General features: G+C 25.2%; 18 protein-coding genes. 16 read left to right on the top strand and 2 right to left on the bottom strand.

Annotated features, from left to right (window positions below; all coding sequences use genetic code 11):
- The first annotated feature begins 93 nt into the window (after positions 1-93).
- From Q0087_RS01995 to Q0087_RS01965, 7 genes are all read left to right on the top strand, one after another.
- Positions 94-543, top strand: coding sequence for a hypothetical protein (locus Q0087_RS01995; RefSeq protein WP_297897943.1), 450 nt, complete (start codon positions 94-96; stop codon positions 541-543).
- Positions 544-802: 259 nt separating this feature from the next.
- Complete coding sequence (locus Q0087_RS01990) at positions 803-1,279, top strand: hypothetical protein (RefSeq protein ID WP_297897941.1); 477 nt, start codon at positions 803-805, stop codon at positions 1,277-1,279.
- A gap of 336 nt (positions 1,280-1,615) precedes the next feature.
- Positions 1,616-4,813, top strand: coding sequence for a hypothetical protein (locus tag Q0087_RS01985; RefSeq protein ID WP_297897939.1), 3,198 nt, complete (start codon positions 1,616-1,618; stop codon positions 4,811-4,813).
- A gap of 693 nt (positions 4,814-5,506) precedes the next feature.
- The gene (locus Q0087_RS01980; protein ID WP_297897938.1) at positions 5,507-6,121 is read left to right on the top strand and encodes a MarR family winged helix-turn-helix transcriptional regulator; all 615 of its coding nucleotides are present in this window, start codon (positions 5,507-5,509) and stop codon (positions 6,119-6,121) included.
- Positions 6,114-7,064: an ATP-binding cassette domain-containing protein gene (locus tag Q0087_RS01975; protein WP_297897936.1), complete on the top strand. Its 951-nt coding sequence runs from the start codon at positions 6,114-6,116 to the stop codon at positions 7,062-7,064. The genes Q0087_RS01980 and Q0087_RS01975 overlap by 8 nt, the downstream gene beginning before the upstream one ends.
- On the top strand, positions 7,061-7,858 hold the full coding sequence (locus tag Q0087_RS01970; RefSeq protein ID WP_297897933.1) for an ABC transporter permease: 798 nt from the start codon (positions 7,061-7,063) through the stop codon (positions 7,856-7,858). Before Q0087_RS01975 ends, Q0087_RS01970 begins: the two co-directional genes overlap by 4 nt.
- 128 nt (positions 7,859-7,986) lie before the next feature.
- Positions 7,987-8,487: a YfcE family phosphodiesterase gene (locus Q0087_RS01965; protein ID WP_297897931.1), complete on the top strand. Its 501-nt coding sequence runs from the start codon at positions 7,987-7,989 to the stop codon at positions 8,485-8,487.
- A 110-nt stretch (positions 8,488-8,597) separates the two neighbouring features.
- Here Q0087_RS01965 and speB read toward each other — a convergent pair whose 3' ends face one another.
- Complete coding sequence (speB, locus tag Q0087_RS01960) at positions 8,598-9,488, bottom strand: agmatinase (RefSeq protein WP_297897929.1); 891 nt, start codon at positions 9,486-9,488, stop codon at positions 8,598-8,600.
- 438 nt (positions 9,489-9,926) lie between these two features.
- Positions 9,927-10,316, bottom strand: coding sequence for a translation initiation factor IF-5A (locus Q0087_RS01955; protein ID WP_297897927.1), 390 nt, complete (start codon positions 10,314-10,316; stop codon positions 9,927-9,929).
- A 675-nt stretch (positions 10,317-10,991) separates the two neighbouring features.
- Here Q0087_RS01955 and Q0087_RS01950 point away from each other — a divergent pair.
- The 9 genes from Q0087_RS01950 to Q0087_RS01910 all read left to right on the top strand — a co-directional run bounded on the left by Q0087_RS01950 (position 10,992) and on the right by Q0087_RS01910 (position 25,098).
- Complete coding sequence (locus tag Q0087_RS01950; RefSeq protein WP_297897925.1) at positions 10,992-11,456, top strand: pyruvoyl-dependent arginine decarboxylase; 465 nt, start codon at positions 10,992-10,994, stop codon at positions 11,454-11,456.
- Positions 11,457-11,717: 261 nt separating this feature from the next.
- Positions 11,718-13,610 carry a bifunctional NADP phosphatase/NAD kinase gene (locus tag Q0087_RS01945; RefSeq protein ID WP_297897923.1) on the top strand — a complete coding sequence of 631 codons (1,893 nt, stop codon included), beginning with the start codon at positions 11,718-11,720 and terminating at the stop codon, positions 13,608-13,610.
- A 142-nt stretch (positions 13,611-13,752) separates the two neighbouring features.
- Positions 13,753-15,495, top strand: a complete 1,743-nt coding sequence (gene cfbE, locus Q0087_RS01940) for a coenzyme F430 synthase (RefSeq protein WP_297897921.1) — start codon at positions 13,753-13,755, stop codon at positions 15,493-15,495.
- A gap of 353 nt (positions 15,496-15,848) precedes the next feature.
- Positions 15,849-18,125, top strand: coding sequence for a heavy metal translocating P-type ATPase (locus Q0087_RS01935; RefSeq protein WP_297897919.1), 2,277 nt, complete (start codon positions 15,849-15,851; stop codon positions 18,123-18,125).
- 322 nt (positions 18,126-18,447) lie between these two features.
- Positions 18,448-19,317: a hydroxymethylbilane synthase gene (gene hemC / locus Q0087_RS01930; RefSeq protein ID WP_297897918.1), complete on the top strand. Its 870-nt coding sequence runs from the start codon at positions 18,448-18,450 to the stop codon at positions 19,315-19,317.
- A gap of 579 nt (positions 19,318-19,896) precedes the next feature.
- Positions 19,897-20,856: a Gfo/Idh/MocA family protein gene (locus Q0087_RS01925; RefSeq protein WP_297897917.1), complete on the top strand. Its 960-nt coding sequence runs from the start codon at positions 19,897-19,899 to the stop codon at positions 20,854-20,856.
- 280 nt (positions 20,857-21,136) lie between these two features.
- Entirely contained in the window at positions 21,137-21,754 is a 618-nt protein-coding gene (locus tag Q0087_RS01920) for an orotate phosphoribosyltransferase-like protein (protein ID WP_297897916.1), read from the top strand.
- An 810-nt stretch (positions 21,755-22,564) separates the two neighbouring features.
- Positions 22,565-23,794, top strand: a complete 1,230-nt coding sequence (gene prf1 / locus Q0087_RS01915; protein WP_297897915.1) for a peptide chain release factor aRF-1 — start codon at positions 22,565-22,567, stop codon at positions 23,792-23,794.
- 77 nt (positions 23,795-23,871) lie between these two features.
- Positions 23,872-25,098, top strand: a complete 1,227-nt coding sequence (locus tag Q0087_RS01910) for a TIGR00300 family protein (RefSeq protein WP_297897913.1) — start codon at positions 23,872-23,874, stop codon at positions 25,096-25,098.
- Positions 25,099-25,207: the final 109 nt, after the last annotated feature.

Raw genomic sequence — 25,207 nt, 5'->3', positions numbered from 1 at the left:
AAAAATCCTTTTTATAAAAAGATTTCTTTTATAAAAAGATTTCTTTCATTCATTGAAATATTTTTGAAATAACAATAATTGAGGTGTAGGGCATTGAATGAAGATAAAAATCCAAAAAAAGAAACAAAAGAAAAAATACCAATATATAAACAGAAAAAAGGAATGTTTGGGATTATAATTGTATGTTGTATAGGTGTATTACTAATATTGGCTGCAATGGGAATGTTTGCCCCAGATAAAATAGGCACAAATGTTTCAACAGATTCTAATCAAAATCCTGCAGCTAGTGGTTATCAAGTTAAAATAATAACTGATGACTCATGGTCAGGAAGTATTGGCTCTATAGATTCTTCTAGTTATGATGGTGTTGGAAATGATACAATCGATGTTAAAAATGTTGAATCAAACATAGTATCATTAGCTATTCAAAAAAATGGTGGAGGTTCTGCATTACTAGAAGTTCAAATATTAAAAGATGGTCAAGTTGTTAAAGAAGGCTCAACCACAGCAGCTTATGGAGTAGTTACACTAACAACTTCATAATTCCATTTTTTTTCTTTTTTAATTTAAAATTTTCTTTTTTTAATATGATACTCTTTTTTATTTAATATTTTCTTAATAAATTTATATTTAAAAACTTTGTATTTTTAATAATTTTAATTTGTATTTTTAATAATTTTTTATAGTTATTATTTTAGATCTATTAGGCTATTGGATAAATAATTTAAATGAATAATTTCCCTATTCATTCTGAAAAATTTTATTATCTAGTAAATAAAAAATATATACAAGGCGATTTTATATGAATAATAAAAAAGCAATGATATTGGGGTTAATGTTTTTAGCTGTAATGGTTTTATGTTTAGCCCCTTCTAGTGCAAGCAAAACAACTCATTATAAAGTTAAAATAAGTAATAAAGATGTTTTTGGAAAAACTGTAGTAAAAAATACTCCTATTAAAAAAGTAACCCATACTATAGGTTGGAAACAAGGAATAAATTACTATACTGATAAAGCTGATTATAAAAAGTCTAAATATTTTAAATATAAGACTTCATTTTATAGTCATGGTACTATTTATGACAAACAATATATAACCAAAGCTAAAATCAAATATATGTTTTATAACTATAATTTAGGTAAGTTTTCAGATAAATATTCTTATAAAACAATCTATGCTAAAGTTTTTAGTGGTGGGGGAAATACTGTAAGTTATACTTCTGGTAAGAATTGGGTTCCTATAAAAACACTTATTTATATGAAGAATATAAAAGTATGAGGATGATTTTTTTCATTTTTTTAAACTTTTTATTTCTTTTAATTTTTTTGTTTTTAAATTTAAAAAAATAATATTTATATTAAATCATTCATTTCTTTTTAAAATTCTTATTAAACTTTTCATATAATTTTTTTTCATTATTAGTAGTACTTATTTATTTATTTTTATTTTCAAGGTTTTAATAACTATTATTCTGCTTTCAATGTTTTACCTCTAATTGTAACTTTTTTATACTAGTAGTTTACATATTATATATTATAACATAATAATAACTCTTTTTATTTTATGTTTAAAATAAATTTATTTTATAATTGATTGGATCAGGGGGTGAAAATTTTGTTTGTGATGAATAAGCGTTTTATGTCAATTATTTTAGTTGTTTCAACTTTTTTATTTTTGCTTACTTTGTCTGGTGTTAGTGCACAGAATTATAATCTTAATAGTAATAATACTACTTCTGATTTTCAGAGTGTTATTGATCATGATACTGATTCTGATTTAGTGATTAATCTTGCTGATGGTAATTATAATTTCAATCAAATTAATGTTACACGTAATGCAACTATAAAAGGTAATAGTAAAGGTAATGTGAAAATAAATGGGCCAGGAACTGGTACTCTATTTAATATTACATCAACAAATGTTCGCATAATCAATCTAACTATTAGTGGTTTTGATACAGCTATTAAATCCAATAGTAGTGATTTAACAATTATTGATAATAATATTACATCTTCTAGTATTAGTATTGATATTCGTAGTACTGGTGCTGATTTAAAAGGAATAAACATTGAAAACAACACAATAAATTCTTTAATTTCTGACAATAATTATGGTGCAGTTTATATATCTGCTCCTGCTAATAGTCAAGTGATTATAGAAGTTTCTTTATTAGGTAACAATATATCTAGTAATGCCACAATTAAGTCTAAGGGTGTTTTTATCAATGTACCAGATTGTAGAAACAACATTAAATTGTTTAACAACAATATTAATGGAACATCATCTGGTTTTTATTTATATGCCTCTAACACTAACAACTCTAATATAACTTTTGATAACAATAATATTACTGGAATGACTTCTAGAACTGTTTACTTAATGTTATCTGATAGTAAAAACTCTAATATAAATTTTATAAACAATAATATTTGGGGAATCAACTCTGATATGGATCAATTTTCCGCTTTAAGTATATATGCACAATTCAATAACAATTTTAACTTAACAGTTGTCAACAATAATATTACAGGAGGACATGATGGTATTTCTGTAGATACATCTTATAGTAATGACACTAATTTAACATTTTTAAATAATTTTATTAATGGAACATCTAGTAATGGTTTTTCTTGGAGTACTCCATATAGTAAAAACGTCAATATTATATTTGATAATAATAACATCACTGGGATTTTAGATGGTTTTAATCTAGGGGGATTTATTTGTGAAAACTTTAATATAATATTTGAAAATAATAATCTCCTTGGAAAAATATCTCGTGGTATTTATATGGATGCACATATTAATCAAAATATTAATATATTCTTTAATAATAATAATATAACTGGAAGAAGTTATGGTATTTATATGGATGTATACAATAATAATAACACTAATGTGACATTTGAAGATAACAATATCAAAGAAGCAGATAATGGTGTTTCTATGGATGCATCTAACAATAATAATACCAATATGACCTTTGAAAATAATAATATTAGTGGAATATATGGATATGCTGCTCTTTTGGGTTTAGATTATGGTAATAATACAAAAGTTCTATTTTCTTGTATTAATCTTACTGGGGCTGAATGGGGTATCTGGTTAGGAGTATCTAACAGTAACAATACTAATATAACCTTTGAAAATAATAGTCTTATTGGAACATCAGAATATGGTATTGCATTGACTTCTTACAGTAATAACAATATAACTATTTTCTTTGGTAATAATAATATCAATGGAATATTTGGTTTAGGTCTTTTACTAGCTACTTATGATAATAACAACTCCAATATAACTTTCCTTAAAAATAATATTACTGGAGAATTTTATGGGGTGTTTGTTTATTCTAGTGAAAGTAATCTTTGTGGTTTCAACTTTTTTAATAATAAGATAAATTCCACTAAAGGTGATGGGTTTTATTTCTTTTCTAATGAGGGAGATTTACCTACTGATGTAACTGACTTTATTATTAGGGGAAATAGTATTTTTGCTCCTAATGGTGCTGGTTTGAATTTTACAGGATTATATGTTGGATCTTTTGTCAATGTTACTGTTGAATATAATCATGTATTGGCTCTTGTTGGTGTTAATATAACTGGTTTTAATGATAATAGTAGTTTTGATTATAATTGGTGGGGTTTTAATGATATTTCCAGTTTGATTTTTGGTATAGATACTAATAATCATTATATTTTGAATATCACTAATCTTACTAGTTTGAATAATCTTAAAATTGGTGATAGTGTTAAATTCATGTTTCTAGTTTTGAATAATACTCTTACTAATGATGGTGTTGATCAATTACCTTATTTTGTAATTAATGGCACTTTTAATGGACAAGAGTTTTCAGTTAATAATACTAGTAATTTTACTGGCGAATTTAATATTGATAATGTTGGTGTGCAACTGATTGATGGGACTTTGGATAATCAAAATGTAAACTTTGAGTTTTCTGCAAATAAAGTAGTCACAAATAGTAGTATCATTGTTTCTAATGCTACTTTTGGTGAAAATGTTGCTATTTATGGTCAATTAGCTAATTATACAGGTATTAATTTTGTTAATGTCACTATTGATGGTGTTAATTATTTTGTACCGGTTAATGTTACTGGTGGTTGGAATTTAACTTATTTTGCTAATCGCACTGGTGATATTCCAGTGATTGTTAGTTTTATGAGTAATGACAATTACACTGCATTTAGTAATCATACAAACTTTAATGTGTCTAAATTAGCTACTAATTCTAGTATTATTATTTTAAATGCTACTGCTGGAAAAACTACAATTATTCGCGGTGTTCTTGTAGATAAAAATGGTAAACCTATAAATAAAGCTTCTCTTAATGTTATTATTGGGGGTAAGTCATATAATGTGTTTACTTCTACTAATGGAAATTGGAATTTATCTTACACTCCATCTAAAGAAGGTAAATTTATAGCTGAAGTAAAATATTCGGGTAACAGCAATTATTTGGGATTTACTAATACTATGAATTACACAGTTTCTAAAGGTTCTGATGTTCCTACTAAGCCGGATGTTCGACTTGTTAAAAAGAAGTATAGTAAGGCTATTAGATATGGAAATATTGTTTATATGAAATGGCTGACTTTTAAAAACTATGGATATTCTGGTTCAGATATTGTAAATGCTCATGTAATTTATAAAAACTTGAAATATAATTTATGGAAAGTTTACAATAAAAAAATAAAATATAAGTATGTGGATAATAAGATAAAGTTTAAGATTAATTTAAAATCTGGCAAAACTTTCAAAATAAAAATAAAAGTATATAGACCAATAAGATAAATGAAAAAATAAACCATTTTTTGGAAGAAAAATAGCATAAAATAATATTAAACTAATTATATAGTATATTATTTATAAAAAGCAATTATATTTCTTCCTTTAATTTTTTATAATAAAATATTTTCCTTAATTTTTTATAAAACTGATTTTAGTTAATTATTTTATAATAATACTAATTTTAATTCATTATTTTTAATTAAATCTTTTTCATTAAACTCTTTTTCATTATATTCTTATAAATATATATTAAAATTATATTATTTATTATAAAAATAATATTTATTAATTTTATAGGGTATTATTAATTATCTCTGCCTTAAATGTTAAATGATAATTTATCTGTTCGAAATTTTAATTTTAAAATTTTAAAAAATTTGTATTTGGCTTTTTTATCAAATATTTTAAAATGTATATTTGACATTATTTTTAAATAATTTACTAGATAATATTTTATAATGTCTAAAATTACTATTTTCAATGATTTAATAATTATTTAAATCATTTTTTAATGAAAAATTAAGAAAATGAATAAAATAATAACAAAATTTATTTTTTATATACTACACACCTTACCAAAATACTTAAGTACTTGATAATATAATAATATACTTGATAGTATAATTAAAGACTTGTTAAATTAATAGTCTACTTTACTGAATAATTAAAAAACTTGACTAAAAAGAAGGTAGTATCATGACTAATAAAAGAAAAAAATTAGCAACTGAATTTATGGAGCTAATGCATTTATATGGTCATTTATATATGGATCAAATGGATCAAAAATATAAAAATAAAGATATTAATCCATATAAAGGACAAGGAAGAGTATTAACTCTTTTAAAAATGCAACCAGAAATAATGCAAAAAGAACTTGGATACTTACTTGATATAAGTACACAAGCATTAGCTGAACTTCTAAATAAACTTGAAAAAAAAGGTTACATTATTCGGGAACAATCAGAAAAAGATCGTCGTTCATTTGTTATAAAATTAACTGATGCTGGGCGTGAAGCTACTCCTAATGAGGAGGATGATATGGAATATAATTATTTAGAAGAGCTTTTTGGCTGTTTGAATGATGAAGAACAGGATAATCTTCTAAATTACATAGAAAGAATAATTGAAAACATTGAAAAAGAAGTAGATGTGGATGATTATATTGCATTTTTCAGAAAACGTTTCTTTGAAAAACATGAAAATCAAAATAATTTTTCCAGAAGATTTTGGGAGTTTCATAATAGGGATTCTTCCCATCATCATCACCATCACCATAAATTTAAAGGTTTTGGAGGTAAGAGAAATGACTGATAATGTAATAGAAGTAAAAAATTTAGTTAAAAGTTATAAAGGTTCTAAAAAATTATCAATCGATAATATAAGTTTTTCAGTTAAAAAAGGAGAATTTTTCGCTTTTTTAGGTCCTAATGGCGCCGGAAAAACCACAACAATTTCAATATTAACTACTACGCTCGGAAAAACATCGGGAGAAGTTAAAATTGCAGGGTTTGATATAGATAAAGAAGATAGAGAAGTTCGAAAAAAGATAGGAATTATATTTCAAAAACCTAGTCTCGACAAACAACTTACAGCTGAAGAAAACATTAGATTTCATGCATGTCTTTATGGTATGTTTACATACAGGCCAACTTTTAATCTAATGCCAAAAAACTATCGTGAAAAAGTAATGGAACTTGCTAAAGTGGTTGATATTGACATTGATGCATTGTTTAATCCTGTAAAAAATTTATCTGGAGGAATGCAAAGAAAACTTGAAATTATGCGTAGCTTAATTCATACACCAGATGTTTTATTCCTTGATGAACCAACACAAGGATTAGATGCAGAAAGTCGTAGAAGTTTATGGAAATATATTAATGAAATCCGTGATAAATATGGCATTACTATTTTTCTAACAACTCATTATATTGATGAAGCCGAAAATGCAGATAATGTTTGTATTATAAATAAAGGCAAAATTGCTACCTGCTCTTCTCCAGAAAAATTGAAAGAAAGTTTACTTAAAACCCAACTAATCATTGATGCTGAAAATCGTGATGAATTGATACAAGAACTATCAGAACTTGATATACCTTTCATTATAGACAAACATATAATTGTTCCTTATACAAAATCACCACAAAAGATTTTCGCACAATTAAAAACAGAACTAAGTGTAATAAAAATTCATGAACCAATGTTAGAAGATGCATATATTGAATTTTTAAATAAAAAAAATGAAGTAGAGGCATGAAGAATATGAACGAAAATTTAAATCAAAGAAAGTCAGATATTTCAAGAGAATTAAATTCAATCATTGCAGTAGTAGCAAGAGATATCACAGTATTTTTTAAATCGCCATCTATGCTAATTGTTACACTTGTTATGCCTCTCTTTATGATGGGTATGATTGGTGGAAATATGATGGGCATAGTGGGAGGTGCAAATCTTGGTGAATTTATGCTTGTGGGAATGCTTGTTACTATGTTGTTTATGGTGACAATTTTAGGGATGACCTCACTTGTAGATGACCATGAAACAGACTTTACTCAAGAAATGTTAGTATCTCCTATTTCTCGTTATTCATTAGTCATAGGAAAAATAATAGGATCTACCTTTGTAGCTATAGTCAGCATGATAGGAACACTCATTGTTGGCTTGGTTATGAATATTTACCTTCCATTAGATCAATTGTTATTGATTTTGGCACTTTCGCCACTTATATGTTTTGCAGCTGGGGCATTGTCAATGATTTTAATGGGATTAATTAAAAATCCAAAAACTGCAAATTTCGCAATGATGATAATAATAATGCCTCAAATATTTTTATCAGGAGCAATTATTCCTGTAAATGATTCTAATATGCTATTACTTGCTTTGAGTCGTATTATGCCAATGACTTATTGTATTGATTTGGTAAGGGGTGTTACTGGTGTTCAAACACCAATTTTTAATCCATTGATTAACTTTGCTGCAATACTTTTATTGACAGTAATCTGTCTAGTAATAGGGACATTCTTTTTTGCAAAATCTGAAAAAAATAGATAAATAATGTTTGAAATATTATTTATTTGAATTTGATTGCATTAAATTTTATTTGTATATTATTTTTTAATTTTTTTAAATTAGTTATTATTAAATTAAATTAAAATTATAATATTAATAAAAATGAAATCATGGTTTTGTTATTTATGAAAATTGGTTTAATTTCAGATACATTTATTCCCGATAAAGTGGATAAATTACCTTTAGAAGTATTTAAATTATTTGAAGATGTTGAACTTATTATACATGCAGGTAATCTGACTTCTCTTGATGTAAAATATGATTTAGAAAAAATAGCTCCTGTTTTAATTGTTCAAGGAGAAAGAGATAGAGAATATGGAAATGATTTTCCTGAAAGTATTGTAAAAACTATTGAAGGAGTTAAAATTGGAGTTAAACATGGAGAAGTTAATCCAAAAGGAGATACTCAACAATTGTATTATATTGCAAAGGAACTCGATGTTGATGTTTTGATAAGTGGACATACTCATCAGCCACTTATAGAAGAAATGGGGGAAGTTATTCTTTTAAATCCTGGAAGTCCAACTGCTCCAATTTTTAGTGAAGCTACAGTAATGATATTATCCTTAGAAAATGGTAAAATAAGTGTTGATGTTAAAAAAATAAATTAAAATGACAAAATAGCTAATTTTTGTAATTATTATTTATTTAATTATAAAAAACAGCATTTTTCAATGATTCTTATTATTTAATGATAAAAAGTATTATTTTTAAATGATTTTTATTTATTTAATGATAAGAAATCATATATTATTTTAGATCCAGTTACTGCAGTTGAATCTCCAAGTTTACTTGTAGCTACCTCAACTAAGTCAAAACCAACTATATTTTTTTTTGCTAAAGTTTTTAGTATATCTTCAATTATATCTATTGAAATTCCATTTGGTATTGGATTTCCAACTTCTGGAGCGTATAAAGGGTCTAAAACATCCATATCAATGCTTAAATAAACAGGTTCATCTACATTAATTTGATTAAGTTTTTTATTAATATTTTCAAATTTTTCTCTTGTATCTTTTGCAGTAAATATGGTTATATTCTCTTTATTCTCAACAAAATCTTTTTCTTCAAGGCTTGCTGATCTAATTCCTATTTCAATTATCTCTTTTGGATTTAAATCATACGCTCTTTTCATTATTGTTGCATGGGAACATTTTTCACCTTGATATTCATCAATAATATCCATATGTGCATCAAGATGTATGATTGTCATTTTTTCAATATTATATTTTTTTGAAAGTGCTTTTATTGGAGCTATACTAATACTATGTTCTCCACCAATAGTTATTGGTTTTATTCCATGTTCTAGAAGTTCTAATATTGTTTCTTCAAGAATTTTAACAGTTTCTCTACAATTTCCATATATAACATTTATATTTCCAAAATCGTAGAAAACTGTATCTAAATTACTTTTAAATGTTATATTATATTTTTCAAAGCTATATGATGCTTCTCTAACAGTTGTTGGGCCAAATCTTGATCCTGGGCCATATGAACTAGTGCTATCAAATGGTACACCAATTATTCCCCAACTATTTTCTTTAGCTTCATCTAAATCCTCAGTTTCTTGCGAAAAAGCAAACTTCCATGGTTTATAAGTGTTAAAAAGCATAATAACAATGACCTTTTAATATTTTAAAATAAATATATTTTTAAATTTATTATTTTTAAATTTGCAAATTTAAAATTTTCTATCAATTTATAATATTGATATAACTTGTTTATAATAGTGTTTAAAAATATTAATATATATTTTATTATTAATAAATCTTAAATTATTAGTATAAATGATATAAATTATTTTATAATCAATATAAAAGATTTTTTTGTTAGATTTTGAATTAAATATATAATTTACTATATAATTTGATATATTATTTAAAATAAAAAAATTAGCTAGAATTAAGTATTTTATTTATTTTATTATTAATTTAGAAATAGTATTTAAAATAAAGGAATTAGCTAGAATTAAGTATTTTATTTATTTTATTATTAATTTAGAAATAGTATTTAAAATAAAGGAATTAGTTAGATAAATTTAAACATTTATCTATTTAACTCTCATTATTTTCATGTTTCCTAAAGCAGTAATGTAATCCACTTCTGCACCTTCGACAATTTGGTCTTTTATCTCTTCAGGTATAGGAAGTTCGAGAGTTTCATAATTTTCCATATCCATTAATTGAACATCAGTACCCATGATAGATAATACTTGTCCAACTCTTTTATCAATAATTGGGATATCAATTTTAGTATCTACTGGTTTAACAATACTTCTTTTTTGTCCATCAAAAATACCAACAGCTTCAAGTCTTGCTTTAGCTGCTCCGTGTTTTCCAGGAGATGAAGTTGATAAACTAGTTATTTTAGAAGCTTCTCCACCCAATACTACATATTTTCCTATTTTTAAAGTTTTCACTTCAACAACTTTCTTTGACATTATTTTTCCTCCACATATAGGATATAATCTTTGTTAAAATAATTTTAAGGTCATATATTTATTAAAAAAATATTTTCCCCTTATAAAATCTAATATTAATTAATAATACTGTGTATTTACACATATTTATTATGAACTTTATATAAACTTCAATATGCAAAAATGTAGTTAATATAAGCAATATAATTAGATTAATATTATATTTAATCAAGTTTTATATAAAGTATTCTATTGAATTTAATTATTATAAAAAAATTAAAAATAAGAATTAAAATTAAAATAATAATTATTATAAATAAATTTAATGCTTTTGTAATTAATAAATTAAATATTAATTATCATAAATTAATATAAATATAATAAACACAAATAAATTAGATTTTAATTAAAAATTATTTAAAATATGATAAATTGAATTTTATTTAAAATTTAAACTAATAAATTTTAAACTAATATTAATTTTAAAATAATATTAATTTTAACTTAAAATAAAAAATTTATTCAAGTTAATAAAATTCAATTAAAAATTTATTAAATTACTAAATTTAAACTAATTAAAAATATATTTAATAAAATATCTTTACTAAAAAATATCTTTACTAAAAAATATCTTTACTAAAAATTTTTCTACTAATAACATATCGTTAATACTTATTAAATTTACAATGTGATAAAATGAAAGTAGCTATTGTATCAGGAAAGGCAGAAGGTCCAACTCAACTTAATTCATTTGATAATGCATTACTCGAAGCAGGAATAGGTGATGTTAATTTAATTAAAGTTTCAAGTATGCTTGAAAAAGAAACAGAAACATGTTTACTCCCAAAATTGAAAGCTGGAGCTATGGTAAATTGTGTATTAGCAACAATAAGCTCAGATAAAAAAGGGGATTTAATTTCTTCTGCTGTAGCAATAGCTATTGGAGATAACCTTGGTTGTGTTGTTGAAAATTCAGGGATCAATAAGACTTCTGAAGAAATCAAAAAGGGTGCTGAGGAAATGGTTAAATATATGATGAAAGTTCGTAATGAAAAAATTAATGAATTAGTAATTGAAGAAATTAATCATGTTGTTGAAGAATTGGGGACTGTTGTTGCTTCAGTTATTTATATAAATGATGAAATTATTGATAAAAATTAAAATCAATAAGTATATATTAAAAAAAGCAATGGATTTATATTTTATACTTTATATAATTATTATATGATAATATAATAATATATGTTCAAAAGTATATTCATAGATAATTATAATTCATATAATAACTATAACTAATATTAGATATAATTAGTATTAATATGGTCTATATTTATTATAATTGGTATTAAGTTAATATATATTCATTATAATTCATATTAATTATATTTTTATTTTTTGCTATTATTACTTGAGGCTATAAAAATGAAAAACAAAGACATTGATTTATGTAAAAATATTTCCAATAAAATAATTGAGAATGTTGAAAAAAAGATTAAGAGACATTTTGGAAATAATGAATCTGGTGAATTTGTTAAAATGGGGGCTGATGGAACTCCAACATCTTATATTGATTTAATAGCTGAAAAAGAGGTTATAAAAGTTTTGAGAGATACTAATTTTACTTCTATTTTGATAAGTGAAGAAATAGGGGAATTAAAAATTGGTAGAGGTGTTGTAAAAAATATTAATGTCTCTGATGAATTAAAAGATATCTACAACTCCGAACAGAATAATTCAAATGATTCTAATAGTATAGATAATAAAGATAAACCTAGATTTTTGTTTTTAGTTGATCCTCTTGATGGAACTAGTAATGCTATAAAAAATATATCTGCTTATGGAATTTCTATAGCTGTTGCTGAGGTTAATAAAGAATATATTTCTCTTGATGATGTAGAATTAGGTTTTATAAAAAATTTTGCTAGTGGAGATTATTATCATGCAGTTAAAGGTCAAGGGGCATGGTTAAATAATAAAAAAATGATGCCTAATACCGAAACTAATATTAATAATTTATCTATAGGTGCATTTCTTAAGAATAATAGTTATGGAGTATTTAACTTAATAAAAAAAGTAAGAAGGATGAGAATATTAGGTTCTGTTGTTTTAGAACTAACTTATATAGCTAATGGTAAATATGATGTTTTTATTGATATGAGGGGAAGTAGAATAATAGATATTGCTGCTTCAATGTTAATAGCTATTGAGTCTGGTGCAATTATCACTGATGAAAATGGTAATAAACTAAAAAACAGGTTAAGCATATCAGAAAAAGCTATTGTTATTGGATCAAGTAATCCTAAACTTCATAAAAAAATAATAAACACTATAAATAATAATAAGTCATTTGATATTAAAAAAGTTGGGATTGTAAGTAGGTTAGATAAGATAGAAGCTATTTTATTCTCAGCTAAACTTATAAAATTCTTAGATGATCAAGGTATTGATATTTCAATTGAAGAATCACTAGCTAAAAAACTATCTAGAGTTAAAAAGGATAATCTAGACATCCCTGACTTAATATATAATATATCTCAGCATAATGAAGATGTAGCTAATGAACTGAATGGGTTGGATATTCAAGATGATTATTCGGAATATGTAAAAGATATTAATGAGTTTGATACAGATATGGTTATAACTCTTGGTGGAGATGGGACTCTTTTAAGAGGCCAAACTAAACTTAGCACTGGCGAAATTCCTATTTTGGGAATAAATTTAGGGACTGTTGGATTTTTAACCGAATTAGATATTAAAGATTCCTTTAAAAAGATTGAAACTATTCTTAAAGGAGAGTATTTTAAGGAAAAAAGAACTCAACTAAGAGTTTCCCATGGTAAAGAACTTTTCACTGCCTTAAATGAAGTTGTGATAATGACTGAAAAACCAGCTAAAATGCTAAATTTTGAAGTAAGTGTGGATGGAGAGATTGTAGAGGAATTTAGGGCCGATGGTCTTATATTATCTACTCCTAGTGGTTCAACTGCTTATTCTATGTCTGCTGGAGGACCTATTGTAGATCCAAAAGTTGGTGCATTTATTATAATTCCTATATGTCCTTATAAATTAGGATTAAGGCCTTTTGTTGTTTCAGATAAAAGTGAAATTAAAGTTAAATTACTTAAAAAGGGTAAAAAAGCGGTTCTTGTTATGGATGGTCAAGTTAGTCAGGAAATTGATGATTCAGAAGAATTAAGATTTATAAGATCTCAAAATGATGTTTGTTTTATTAGAACAACAGATAAATACTTCTATCAAAAAGTTAAAGAAAAGTTAACTGAAGGTGGATTAGGTTCAGATAGAGCTTGTTTTTAATTAATTCTTGATATAAATTTTTTATATTAATTCGTTAATATTAATTTTTTATATTAATTTTTTAATTACTAAATTTTTATATTAAATTTTTAGTATTAACTCTTTTAAATAAAAAATCTATTATAAAATTGGTTTGTTGAATATGGATGCACTGGTTATTGATTTAACTCATGGTGGAGTTAAAATCGCTGTTGGACTTAAAAAATTAGGTAAATTTGATAATATATATGCCTATGATATTTATAATACTATAAAAAATGAAGATAGTGATTTACTTAGTTTTCATAATATACATATTCTAAAGAATGAAGTTGATTTAAAAAATTATTTAGATAATCTTGTTGATTTAGATATATTAATAGTTAATCCTATTCATTCTCCTTTTAATTTTTATAATATTCTTAATAATTCTAAATTTAATAGTGGGAAGATTAATATTGAGAATATTACTAGTGGGAAGATTAGTGTTGAGAATATTAATATTAATCATAGTAATAATGCTAATAGTACTAATATTAATCAAAATTTTAATCCCCAAATTGATATAACTGAAATAACTCATCATAAAGCAATTAAACTAATTTTAAATAAATGGAAAAATGATATAGCTAATAAAAACATCCCGGTTGTTGAAGTTACAGGGGTTAAAGGTAAAACTAGTGTAGTATCTATGCTTAAAGAGATTTTGCTTTATCAGAGTCCTCTTGTTTTAAGTAGTCTTGGGGCTTGTTATTATAAAAAAGGTAAAAAATTAATTTTAAAAAAGAATATTAGTATAACTCCTGCAAGTATATTGGAAACTATAGATATAGCTAAAAAAATTGATAACCCTAATTGTATCAATATTGATGATTTAATTAGGATAGATGAATCTCCCAATAACTCTCCTGATAACTTAAATTATAATATTGGATATGGGGCATGTATCTTTGAAAGTTCTTTGGGAGCTACTGGTTTAGGGGATGTTGGTGTATTAACTAATCTTGTGGAAAATTATCCTATAGCTAAAAATACTTCAAATGCAAGAAATGCAAAAAAACAAGTTTTTGACTGTGATATTGTTGTTATTGAAAAAGAAACATTGCATAATTTTTATATAAGTGACGATATTTCAAAGGATTCTTTGAATAATTCTTTTGATTTTAATAATCTCCATTCCTCTAGTGGATGTTATAATAAAGCAATATTATCTAAGATAAATACCTTTAGCTTTAATGATAATTCGGCTAACTTGGTTCTGGATTCAGTTTCTTATGGATTAAATAATACTCGTATTAAACTAATTTATAAAAATATTCTGACTAATTTGGGGGATAGAATATCTGGCTCATTAGTTATTGATACTTTTGCTCCAGGAAAACATCATGTTTTAAATGTTTTATGTGCCGTTACTGTTTCTTTATCTTTAGGAATTGATAAAGATCAAATTAAAAGAGGATTAATCAATTTTAAAGGTATTAAAGGTAGGACTTCACTTAAAAATTATAATAATTCTATCATTATTGAAGAAATTAACCCTGGAATAAACACTAAGGCCATTGAAAGCTCTATTAAAATGATTGATAGTTTTGATGATTATACAATTATTTTAGGTGGAAAATATGGTGTTACTTGTGAAGAAATTGATGAAAATAAGGTGGCTAATCTTTTAGACAATCTTTTAAATGATTCTGATTATAAATTAAAAAATAATTCTAATAAAAACTCTAAAAAAAAGTTAGATTTAATCTTAACTGATGATTTAGGGATTGAAATAGAAAAAAAGATGCTTCATAATGTTGAAATCATTAAAAATCCTATTGATGCACAAAAAAAGGTTATTTCTAATAATAAAAATATTCTTTTTATTTATCGTTCTAATTATTCTCAAATAAATAAAAGATAATATTTAAGTTTGTATAATATTTAAATTTTTATATTTCTAAATTTGTATATTTTTTCTAAGATTTAAATTATATTTCTAATTTCTAATTTTTAAATGGATTTTTCATGTTAAATAGGCTATTTACTATTAGTGAATATTTTATATTAATTATATCCTATCTAAAATAATCCATAATTATTTATTGCAATTTAAAAATTTCACAATAATGAAATCAAAAATCATGTTAATTTCTAATAAATTATATTACTTTTTAAATACATATTATAAAATAATATTATACAATAAAAAGTCAAATTTTTTTAAACTTGTATATTAATTTTAAAATTTGTATATAGTAATTTACGGGGTATTTTATGGATAAGAAAAAAGACCATAAAAAAAATATTTTTCATCATGAGGTGGATGAAGATGAAATGGAAATAAAAAATAACCACAAAAAAGCTATTGTTTATGATAAAAGAAACAGAAATCATCATAGAGAATCAACTGATAGGAATATGAATGATAGTTTTCATAATGGGAATCATAAGGAAAATAGTAATATAAAAAATGATATTAGTGATAATATAGATTCAAAGGAGTTTAATAGTAACCATGAACATATGCATCATGAAGAAATGGATGAAATGAGTCATGAATTCATGAGTCATGATTCAAATGGTATGATGGATATGAAAGATCTCAAAAAAAAATTTTGGACTTCTTTGATTTTAACTATTCCTATTATAATTTTATCTCCTATGATGGGAATGGAAATGCCATTTCAAATTAGTTTCTTTGGTTCATATTGGATAGTTTTATTAATTGGGACTATAATCTATTTTTATGGCGGAAGTCCATTTTATAATGGTTCAAAAAAGGAATTAAAAGATAAAAAACCGGCAATGATGACTTTAATTTTCATGGGAATTACAGTTGCCTATTTTTATAGTTTATATTCTGTTTTTGCAAATAACATATTCCATATATATCCAATGGTTTCTGATTTTTTCTGGGAATTAGCTACATTAATAGATATAATGTTATTGGGCCATATAATAGAAATGAATTCAATAATGAGTGCAAGTTCTGCAATTGATAAACTAGCTAAATTGCTTCCAAAAAAGGCACATAAAATTGAAAATGGAAATATAATTGATATAGATGTTTCAAAATTAAATGAAAAAGATATTGTTGAAATAAGGGCAGGAGAAAAAATTCCTGCAGATGGAATTATAATACATGGAAAAACTAGCATTAATGAATCTATGGTAACTGGAGAGTCTAAAAGAATAACAAAAAATGTTAACAATGGTGTTATTGGGGGTTCAGTTAATGGGGAAGGAAATATACAAGTAAAAATAACTGGGACTGGTAAAAAAAGTTATCTGTCTCAGGTACAAAATTTAGTTTCTAAAGCTCAAAAAGAACAATCAAAAAGAGAGACTATGGCAGATATTATTGCAAGAACGCTATTTTATGTAGCTATTATATTAGGGATAATTTCTTTTGTTTCTTGGTATTATGTAGAAAACATAAGCATTGCATTTTCTGTAGCCGTGACTGTTCTTGTTATTGCTTGTCCTCATGCATTGGGGTTAGCTATACCTCTAGTTGTGGCTAGAAGTACTTCTATTGGTGCCAATAATGGACTTATATTTAGGAATAGGACTTCATTTGAACAAATAAAAAAATTGAGATATGCTTTGATGGATAAAACTGGAACATTAACTGAGGGAAATTTTAAAGTAACTAACTATAAAAGTTTAAATGATGGTTTTACTAATCAAAATATTTTAGAAATATCTGCAGGATTAGAAAATGGATCTAATCATCCATTAGCTATTGGTATTTTATCAAAAGCAAAAGAAATGAATTTAAATTACGAAAAAGCATTAGATACTCATCAAGAAACAGGAATTGGATTAAGTGGTAATATTAATGGGGAAAAATTTAGGATAGTATCTGAGGCTTATTTAGATAGAAAAGATATCTTTCATGATAAATCAACTTTTGAAAAACTTGCAGAAAAAGGTAATTCTATTAGCTATTTACTAAATAAAAATGATGAACTATTGGGTTTTATTTCTCAAGGAGATGAAATTAAATTAGAATCTAAAAAAATGATTGATTCTCTTAAAAAAAGAAATATTACTCCGATTATGCTTACTGGGGATAATAAACAAACAGCAAATTTGGTTGCTCAAAGATTAGGAATTAACAATGTTTTTGGAAAACTTCTCCCAGAAGATAAAGAGAAAATAGTTAGAAAGTATCAAAATTCTGGAGATGCTGTAATGATGATTGGTGATGGAGTAAATGATGCACCAAGTCTTGCAGCAGCAGATATTGGAGTAGCTATAGGGTCTGGAACTGATGTAGCTATTGATTCTGCTGATGTTATATTAGTAAAGAGTAATCCTCAAGATATAATTAAATTTTTAGATCTTGGTATTAAAACAACAAGTAAAATGAATCAAAACCTTGTTTGGGGTGCAGGTTATAATATAATAGCATTGCCATTGGCTGCAGGAGTATTAGCACCATTTGGGTTCATGCTTAATCCACTTATTGGGGCAATTTTGATGTCTTTAAGTACTGTTCTTGTTGCTATTAATGCAATGCTATTAAAAGATGTTAATAAGTCCTAAAAATTCAATTTTTAACTTTAATTTTGGATTATTATTAATATTTTTATTATTATTAATATTTTTATTATTATTAATATTTTTATTTTTAGTATCTTTTTACATTTATTATTTTTAATTTCTATTTTTCATCTTTTTTAATTTATTTTAATAATACTTATAATTTATAATAATATGTATAATGAAAAAATTTATATCCGTATAAAATATATATTCATTATAAAATCTTTTATTTTTATATATTTTAAAACACAAAGTGTTTTTATTATTTATTAAATAACTATTTATTTAAATACAATTCTTTATTAGAATTGGGGTTGATTTATTGATTGTTGGAACTAGAGGAAGTGAACTTGCTTTAACACAGACAAATTATATTAGAAAATGTTTGTTTGATTTAACAAATAATGAAGTTGAAACTAAAATTATTAAAACTACTGGAGATAAGATAACTACTTCTCAACTTTATAATATGGATTCTAAAGGACTTTTTACAAAAGAATTAGATAGGGCTGTTTTAGAAGAGGAAGTAGATTTTGCAGTTCATAGTTTAAAAGATGTTCCGACAGAACTTGATGAAGATCTTGAAATAGCTGCGGTTCCAGTTAGAGAATCTCCAAATGAAGTTTTAGTATCAAATTACTCTTGGGAAGAACTTAAAAAAGGTTCAACTTTGGGAACTAGTAGTCTAAGAAGAGAAGCTTTTTGTAATATGTATGAAAAAGGTCTAGAATTAAATCCTATAAGGGGTAATATTGGTACTCGTGTTGAAAAAGTTTTAAATGGGGAAGTAGATGCTACTATAATGGCTGAAGCTGGATTAAATAGATTAGGACTTACAAAATATATTAAAAGTAGGTTTTCTCTTAGATATTTAACTCCTGCAGCAGGTCAGGGAGCTTTAGCTGTAATAACAAGAAAAGATTCTCCAGTTAAAGATACTATAAGGAAATTAAATGATCATGTTTCGGAGCAAGAAGTCTTGGCAGAAAAAACAGTTCTTGAAGAATTAGGAATTGGTTGTCAATGGCCATTGGGATCAATAGCTAGGGTTAATGGGGAAGAATTATGTTTATATTCTATTTTATTGACTCAAAAAGGAGAAATACTCAACCAATCTGAACTAAAAGCTTCTATTGGTGAAGCTGAAGATTTGGCTAAAAAACTTGCTAATGATATGAAAGAATTTATTTAATGAAATGCTTATTTGAGTTTAAATATTTGTTTGAGTTTAGAAATAAGTTTTATAATGGTTTATTTATTATTTGAATAGAAAATTTTTTACTTAAGATTAAGTTTATATGTCATCAAGTATAAGTTATAATTATAATATTTGGATTATAATATTAGATTATAATAGTAAATTATCAAAATATATGGTCTGAAATTAATATTATGTGTATATAATTTAATATTTTTATGTTAATAATGATTATTTTATTAATTTTAGATTAAATATTATTATTTTGAAGCTATTATTTATTATATTGATTTAATATTTCATATTAATATATTGTCCTTATTTATCACATTGTTTTATAAATATATCAATCTAAATAGGATTTTTAGAGGTATAACAATATAAATAGGATTTTAATTAAATAATGGCATTTTTAGTATAATATTTTTGACATTATACATATTAAAAATTATAAATTTAGGTTTATCAAGAATTCATAACTTTAAATATTAAAAAATTACAAATTTAAATTTATAATGATTTATTAATAGATTATAATGATTACTAATTAACTTTCAATATGGAGGATTAGTTGTGAAGAGTGTTAATGTAGGAGTTATTGGGGTTGGAGCAATGGGTTATAACCATGCTCGTGTTTATTATAGGTTGGATAATGCGAATCTCGTAGGAGTTTCTGATGTAAGTGAAAATACTTTAGCTAAAGTATCTAAAAAATATGATACTAAAGGATATACGGAGTATTTAGATTTATTAAAAAATCCTGAAATTGAAGCTGTAAGTGTTTGTGTCCCAACTACTCATCATTATAATGTTGTTATGGCTGCAATAGAAAATGGTAAACATGTCTTAGTTGAAAAACCAATAGCATTCACATTAAAAGAAGCTGAAGGAATGATTGAAGCTGCTAAAGAAAAAGGTGTTAAATTAAGTACTGGACATGTTGAAAGGTTTAACCCTGCAGTTCAAAAAGCAAAAGAACTCATTGAGATGGATATTATTGGGGATGTAGTTTCTGCATCTGCTAAAAGGGTAGGTCCCTTCCCCCCAAGGATTAAAGATGTTGGGGTAGCTATTGATTTAGCTATTCATGATTTGGATGTTATGTATTACTTATTTGATGATGATGTAACTCAAGTTTATGCAACAATGGGTAGTATTCTAGAAAAATGTGAATATGAAGATCATGCAGAAATAATGACTAAATTTGCTAATGGGATTACTGGTATTTTAGAAGTTAATTGGTTAACTCCATATAAAAGAAGAGCATTGGAGGTCACTGGTACTGATGGTATAATTTCTATTGATTATATTGATCAAAGTGTAGATGTAGCAGGAAAATTCGCACAAAAAGTAGAAATTCAAAGGGAAGAACCATTAAAATATGAAATATCTTCATTTTTAAATTCTATTGTCAATGATGTTGAATTAGAAATCACTGGTGAAGATGGTTTAAATGCACTTAAAATGGTTTTAGCTGCTAATAAATCTTCTAAAGAACAATTACCTATAAAATTAGACGAGTTAGATGATTAAATTTTTATTATTTAACCAATTAGCAATATATTAATAAGATAAATTATTTATAGTAAATATTATTTTAATTAATTTATATATTGATAATTAATATTTTTTTAGTAAATATTATTTTAATTAATTTATATAATAATAATTAAAATTATTTTAGTAAAAAATATATTATCTTATTAAAAAGATATATTAATAATATCTTAATTAAACATTATATTGTCTATAAATAAAAGATTATAATTAATCCTAATTAAAAAATGTGGAACTATTTTCAATTGGTGTAAAAATGAAACAAGATTTAATAAAAAAATCTCATGAACTCAGAAAACATGGCTTTACAGTTGGAGAAATAGCTGATGAATTAAATGTTTCTATGGATACAGCTAGATGGCTAACTATGCAGAAGCTTGATGAAAAAGAAAAGCCTGCAGATGCTCCTGTTGATTTTGCTATTAATTGGAATAGTTTAGGTGGAAGCTCTGCAAGACTTCGCTATGTTTCAGCGGCATTAAGTGATATGACATTAAATCATGGTCAAGCTGATGTTATTGTAGGTATTGCTGTAAGTGGGATACCTTTTGCAACAATGATGGCTGATTTTTTAGAAACAGAAGAGGGTTGTGAAACTTCATTATCTGTATTCCATCCTATAAAACATATGAAGGATGATGAAAAAGATCAAGAAGGAGCAATTAGTCAAAATTTTGCTCAAGTTAAGGACAAAAAAGTTATAATTGTTGATGATGTTATAACAAGTGGTAGAACTGTAAAAGAAGTAATTAATGCATTAATTGATCAAGGAGCAGAGCCTATAGCAGTGGCTGTATTAATTGATAAAGTTGGAATTTCTGAAATTGAAGGTGTTCCTGTAGAATCATTAATAAAAGTTAGTAGGTTAGGATAATCAATTCTTTAAATTCAATTAATTCTACTATTTTTATTTTTTAATCTTTAGTTTTTTTATAAATTTTAAAAAATTTTATTTTTAGCTTATATTTTTTTAGATAATTATTTTTATTTTTCATCCAAGAAGTTTTTTTACTAGTTTTTTATATTTTATAACAAATTTATCCTTATCTGATAAATTTTATAATAAAAAATGAAAATTAATCTTTATTTGCACTGAATTTTCTTTAAATATATATTTTAATTAATAAGAAAAATATATATTTTTATTTAAATAAAGATTAAAAATATTGAAAAGGAATGATTAAATAAATAAAAAGTGGGAGAAAATAAATATTAAACTAATTTTTTTTTTTTAAAATGGTTATGATATAAGTTTTTAAATTATTTTAATTTTTTCCTTTTTTATTAATTTATTAAATTTTTTTTAGTATATTGATTAATTTTTTTATTATAATATGGATTATAATTATATCCTGATATTTATAGTAAGTTTATAGCTATAATTATATATTATAGTTTTTATAAATATAAAAAGGTATAAATCTATTGCTGAATTTAATAATATTAATAGCATTCTATTGTCTTAATGTCAGTATTTTAAATTTAGACTTTTATTATACTAATATTTTTATTAGCTATACATTTTACTTATTTATTTGAGGGATGTATATTTTATTATATGGTATATTACTAATTACGTTACATATTGTTGATTATACTGTATATTATTGTTTATAACTAATTATAATTTATTAAAAAATTTATTATAATTTTATCATATTTTCATAATCATGGAGTGAATATATTGTCAGAAGTATCTTCAAAAGAATTATATGAATTTAAAAGAACTCTTAAAGAATTATCTGAAAAAAAAGGAAGAGGGACTGAGTTAGTATCAGTTTATATACCTCCGGATCGTCAACTTAGTGATGTTACTAAACATATGCGTGAAGAGTTAAGTCAGAGTGCTAATATTAAAAGTAAACAAACAAAGAAAAATGTTCAATCAGCTATAGAAGTTATTGTTCAAAGGCTTCGTTTATTTAAAAAGCCTCCTGAAAAAGGATTGGTTCTTTTTGTGGGTATGGTTCCGAAAGGAGGTCCAGGCACTGAAAAGATGGAAACTTTTGTTTTCGAACCTCCTGAACCTATTCAAACATATACTTACCATTGTAACTCTGAATTTTTCTTAGAACCATTACAACATATGATGGATGTTAAAGAAGTATATGGATTAGCAGTTATTGATAGAAAAGAAGCTACAATAGCTACTTTAAAAGGAAAAAGAGTAGATATAATGAAACATTTAACTAGTGGAGTTCCTGGAAAACATAAAGCAGGAGGTCAATCACAAAGAAGGTTTGATCGTTTAATTGATTTAGCTGCTCACGAATTTAAAAAACGTATTGGGGAACATATGAATGATGCATTTCTAGGAATTGAGGACCTTAAAGGAATTATATTGGGAGGTCCTGGCCATACAAAAGAAGAATTTCTTAAAGGTGATTATCTTCAGTATGAACTTAAAAATAAAGTTATAGCTACTGTTGACACTTCTTATACTGGAGAATTTGGAATAAGGGAAGTTATAGATAAATCAATGGATATTTTAGAAGAAATGGATGTTATGCAAGAAAAACAACTTGTACAGAAGTTTCTTAAAGAATTAATAAATGATAATGGCTTAGCTTCTTATGGTGAAAAAGAGGTTAGGAAAAATCTTCAAATGGGAGCTGTTGATATATTATTACTTTCTGAAGATCTTATTAAGACTAGGGCAACTATGGAATGTGTTAATTGTGGAAATAAAGTTCAAATAACTTATAATAACTCTAAAGCTGATGAAGAATTAATATGTGAAAATTGTAATGAAAAAATGAAGGTTTCTGAAGTCAAAGACCTTGTCGATGATTTTGTTGAAATGGCAGAAGAGTTAGGTTCTGATGTTGAAATAATTTCTACTGAAACTGAAGAAGGAATGCAATTATTCAAAGCATTTGGTGGGATAGGTGCTATCCTAAGATATAGGACATAATAAATTAAATATAATTCAATAATTATTTCATAATGCAACTTAATATTAATTTAATAATTTAATAAGGAGATTTATTTATGAATCAAAGAGAAATAGAACTGTTTGGACATATTATCGATTCTTTAATTCTTCCAAAAACTCTTGATATTATTATGGATCAAGGGGGAGATTTTAAAATAATCGATCTTAATGTTGGAAAAAGAAAGTCTGATGTAAGTAGAGCTAAAATCATTGTTTCAGCAGATTCTCCCTCTCTTTTAAATCAAATATTGGATGAACTTAGTGAAATTGGCGCTACAATCTCAGCAATTGAAGAAGTTGATTTAGTTGCTTCTCCTAAGGATAAAGTAGCTCCAGAGAACTTTTATTCAACTACCAACCATGTTACTCATGTTCTTCATAAGGGGAATTGGTTACTTGTTGAAAATATTGAAATGGATTGTATGGTTGTTATTGAATCAGATGAAAACAATAATACTAAAGCTTCTTGTAAACCAATTGGAAGAATATGTAAAGGGGATTTAATTGTTGTGGGAAGAGAAGGAATACGTGTAACTCCTCCAGAACGTCCAAGAGGTAAACAAGGTGTTTTTGAATTTATGAATAGTGAAGTTTCTTCAGAAAAACCATTAATGAGTATTATTGAAAATATTGCTTCAGAGATTAAAGAAGTTAAATCTAAAGGCGGAAAGATTGCTATAGTTGGGGGTCCTGCTATTGTACATACTGGTTCTGCGGATTTAATGGCTAAAATGATTAAAGAGGGATATATAGATTTTGTTTTTGCAGGAAATGCATTAGCTACTCATGATATTGAGAATGCTCTTTATGGAACCTCTCTAGGAGTTTGTGTAAAAACAGGAGAAGTTGTAAGTAGGGGTCATACTCACCATATGAGGGCTATTAATACAATTAATGCTTCAGGATCTATTAAAGAAGCGGTTAATGATGGAACTCTTAAAAGTGGGATAATGTATGAATGTATTAAGAATGATGTTCCATTTGTATTAGCTGGATCTATACGTGATGATGGTCCACTTCCAGATGTTATAACAAATGTAATTGAAGCTCAGGAGCTGATGAGAGAATATGCTAGAGAAGTGGACATGGTTATTATGATAGCTACTATGTTGCATTCAATAGCTACTGGAAATATTTTACCATCAAGAGTAAAGAGTGTATGTGTTGATATCAATCCTGCAACAGTAACAAAATTAGCTGATAGGGGAAGTGCACAAGTTTTAAGTGTTGTAACAGATATTGGCGCATTTTTACCAACATTATATAGGGAATTGGACAAGTAGTGATAAAAAACATTTAAATTATTATTTTTTATTAAATATCCACCTTAATTTTTTATTTTCTTTTTTGAAGTTTAGATTTTTTTTCTTTGTATTTAATTTTTATATTATT

Source organism: uncultured Methanobrevibacter sp. (genome assembly GCF_937881195.1).
In the GTDB taxonomy this organism is placed as follows: Archaea; Methanobacteriota; Methanobacteria; order Methanobacteriales; family Methanobacteriaceae; genus Methanobinarius.
The sequence above is the reverse complement of the archived record's forward strand: the minus strand, read 5'-3'. Positions and strand labels throughout refer to the sequence as shown.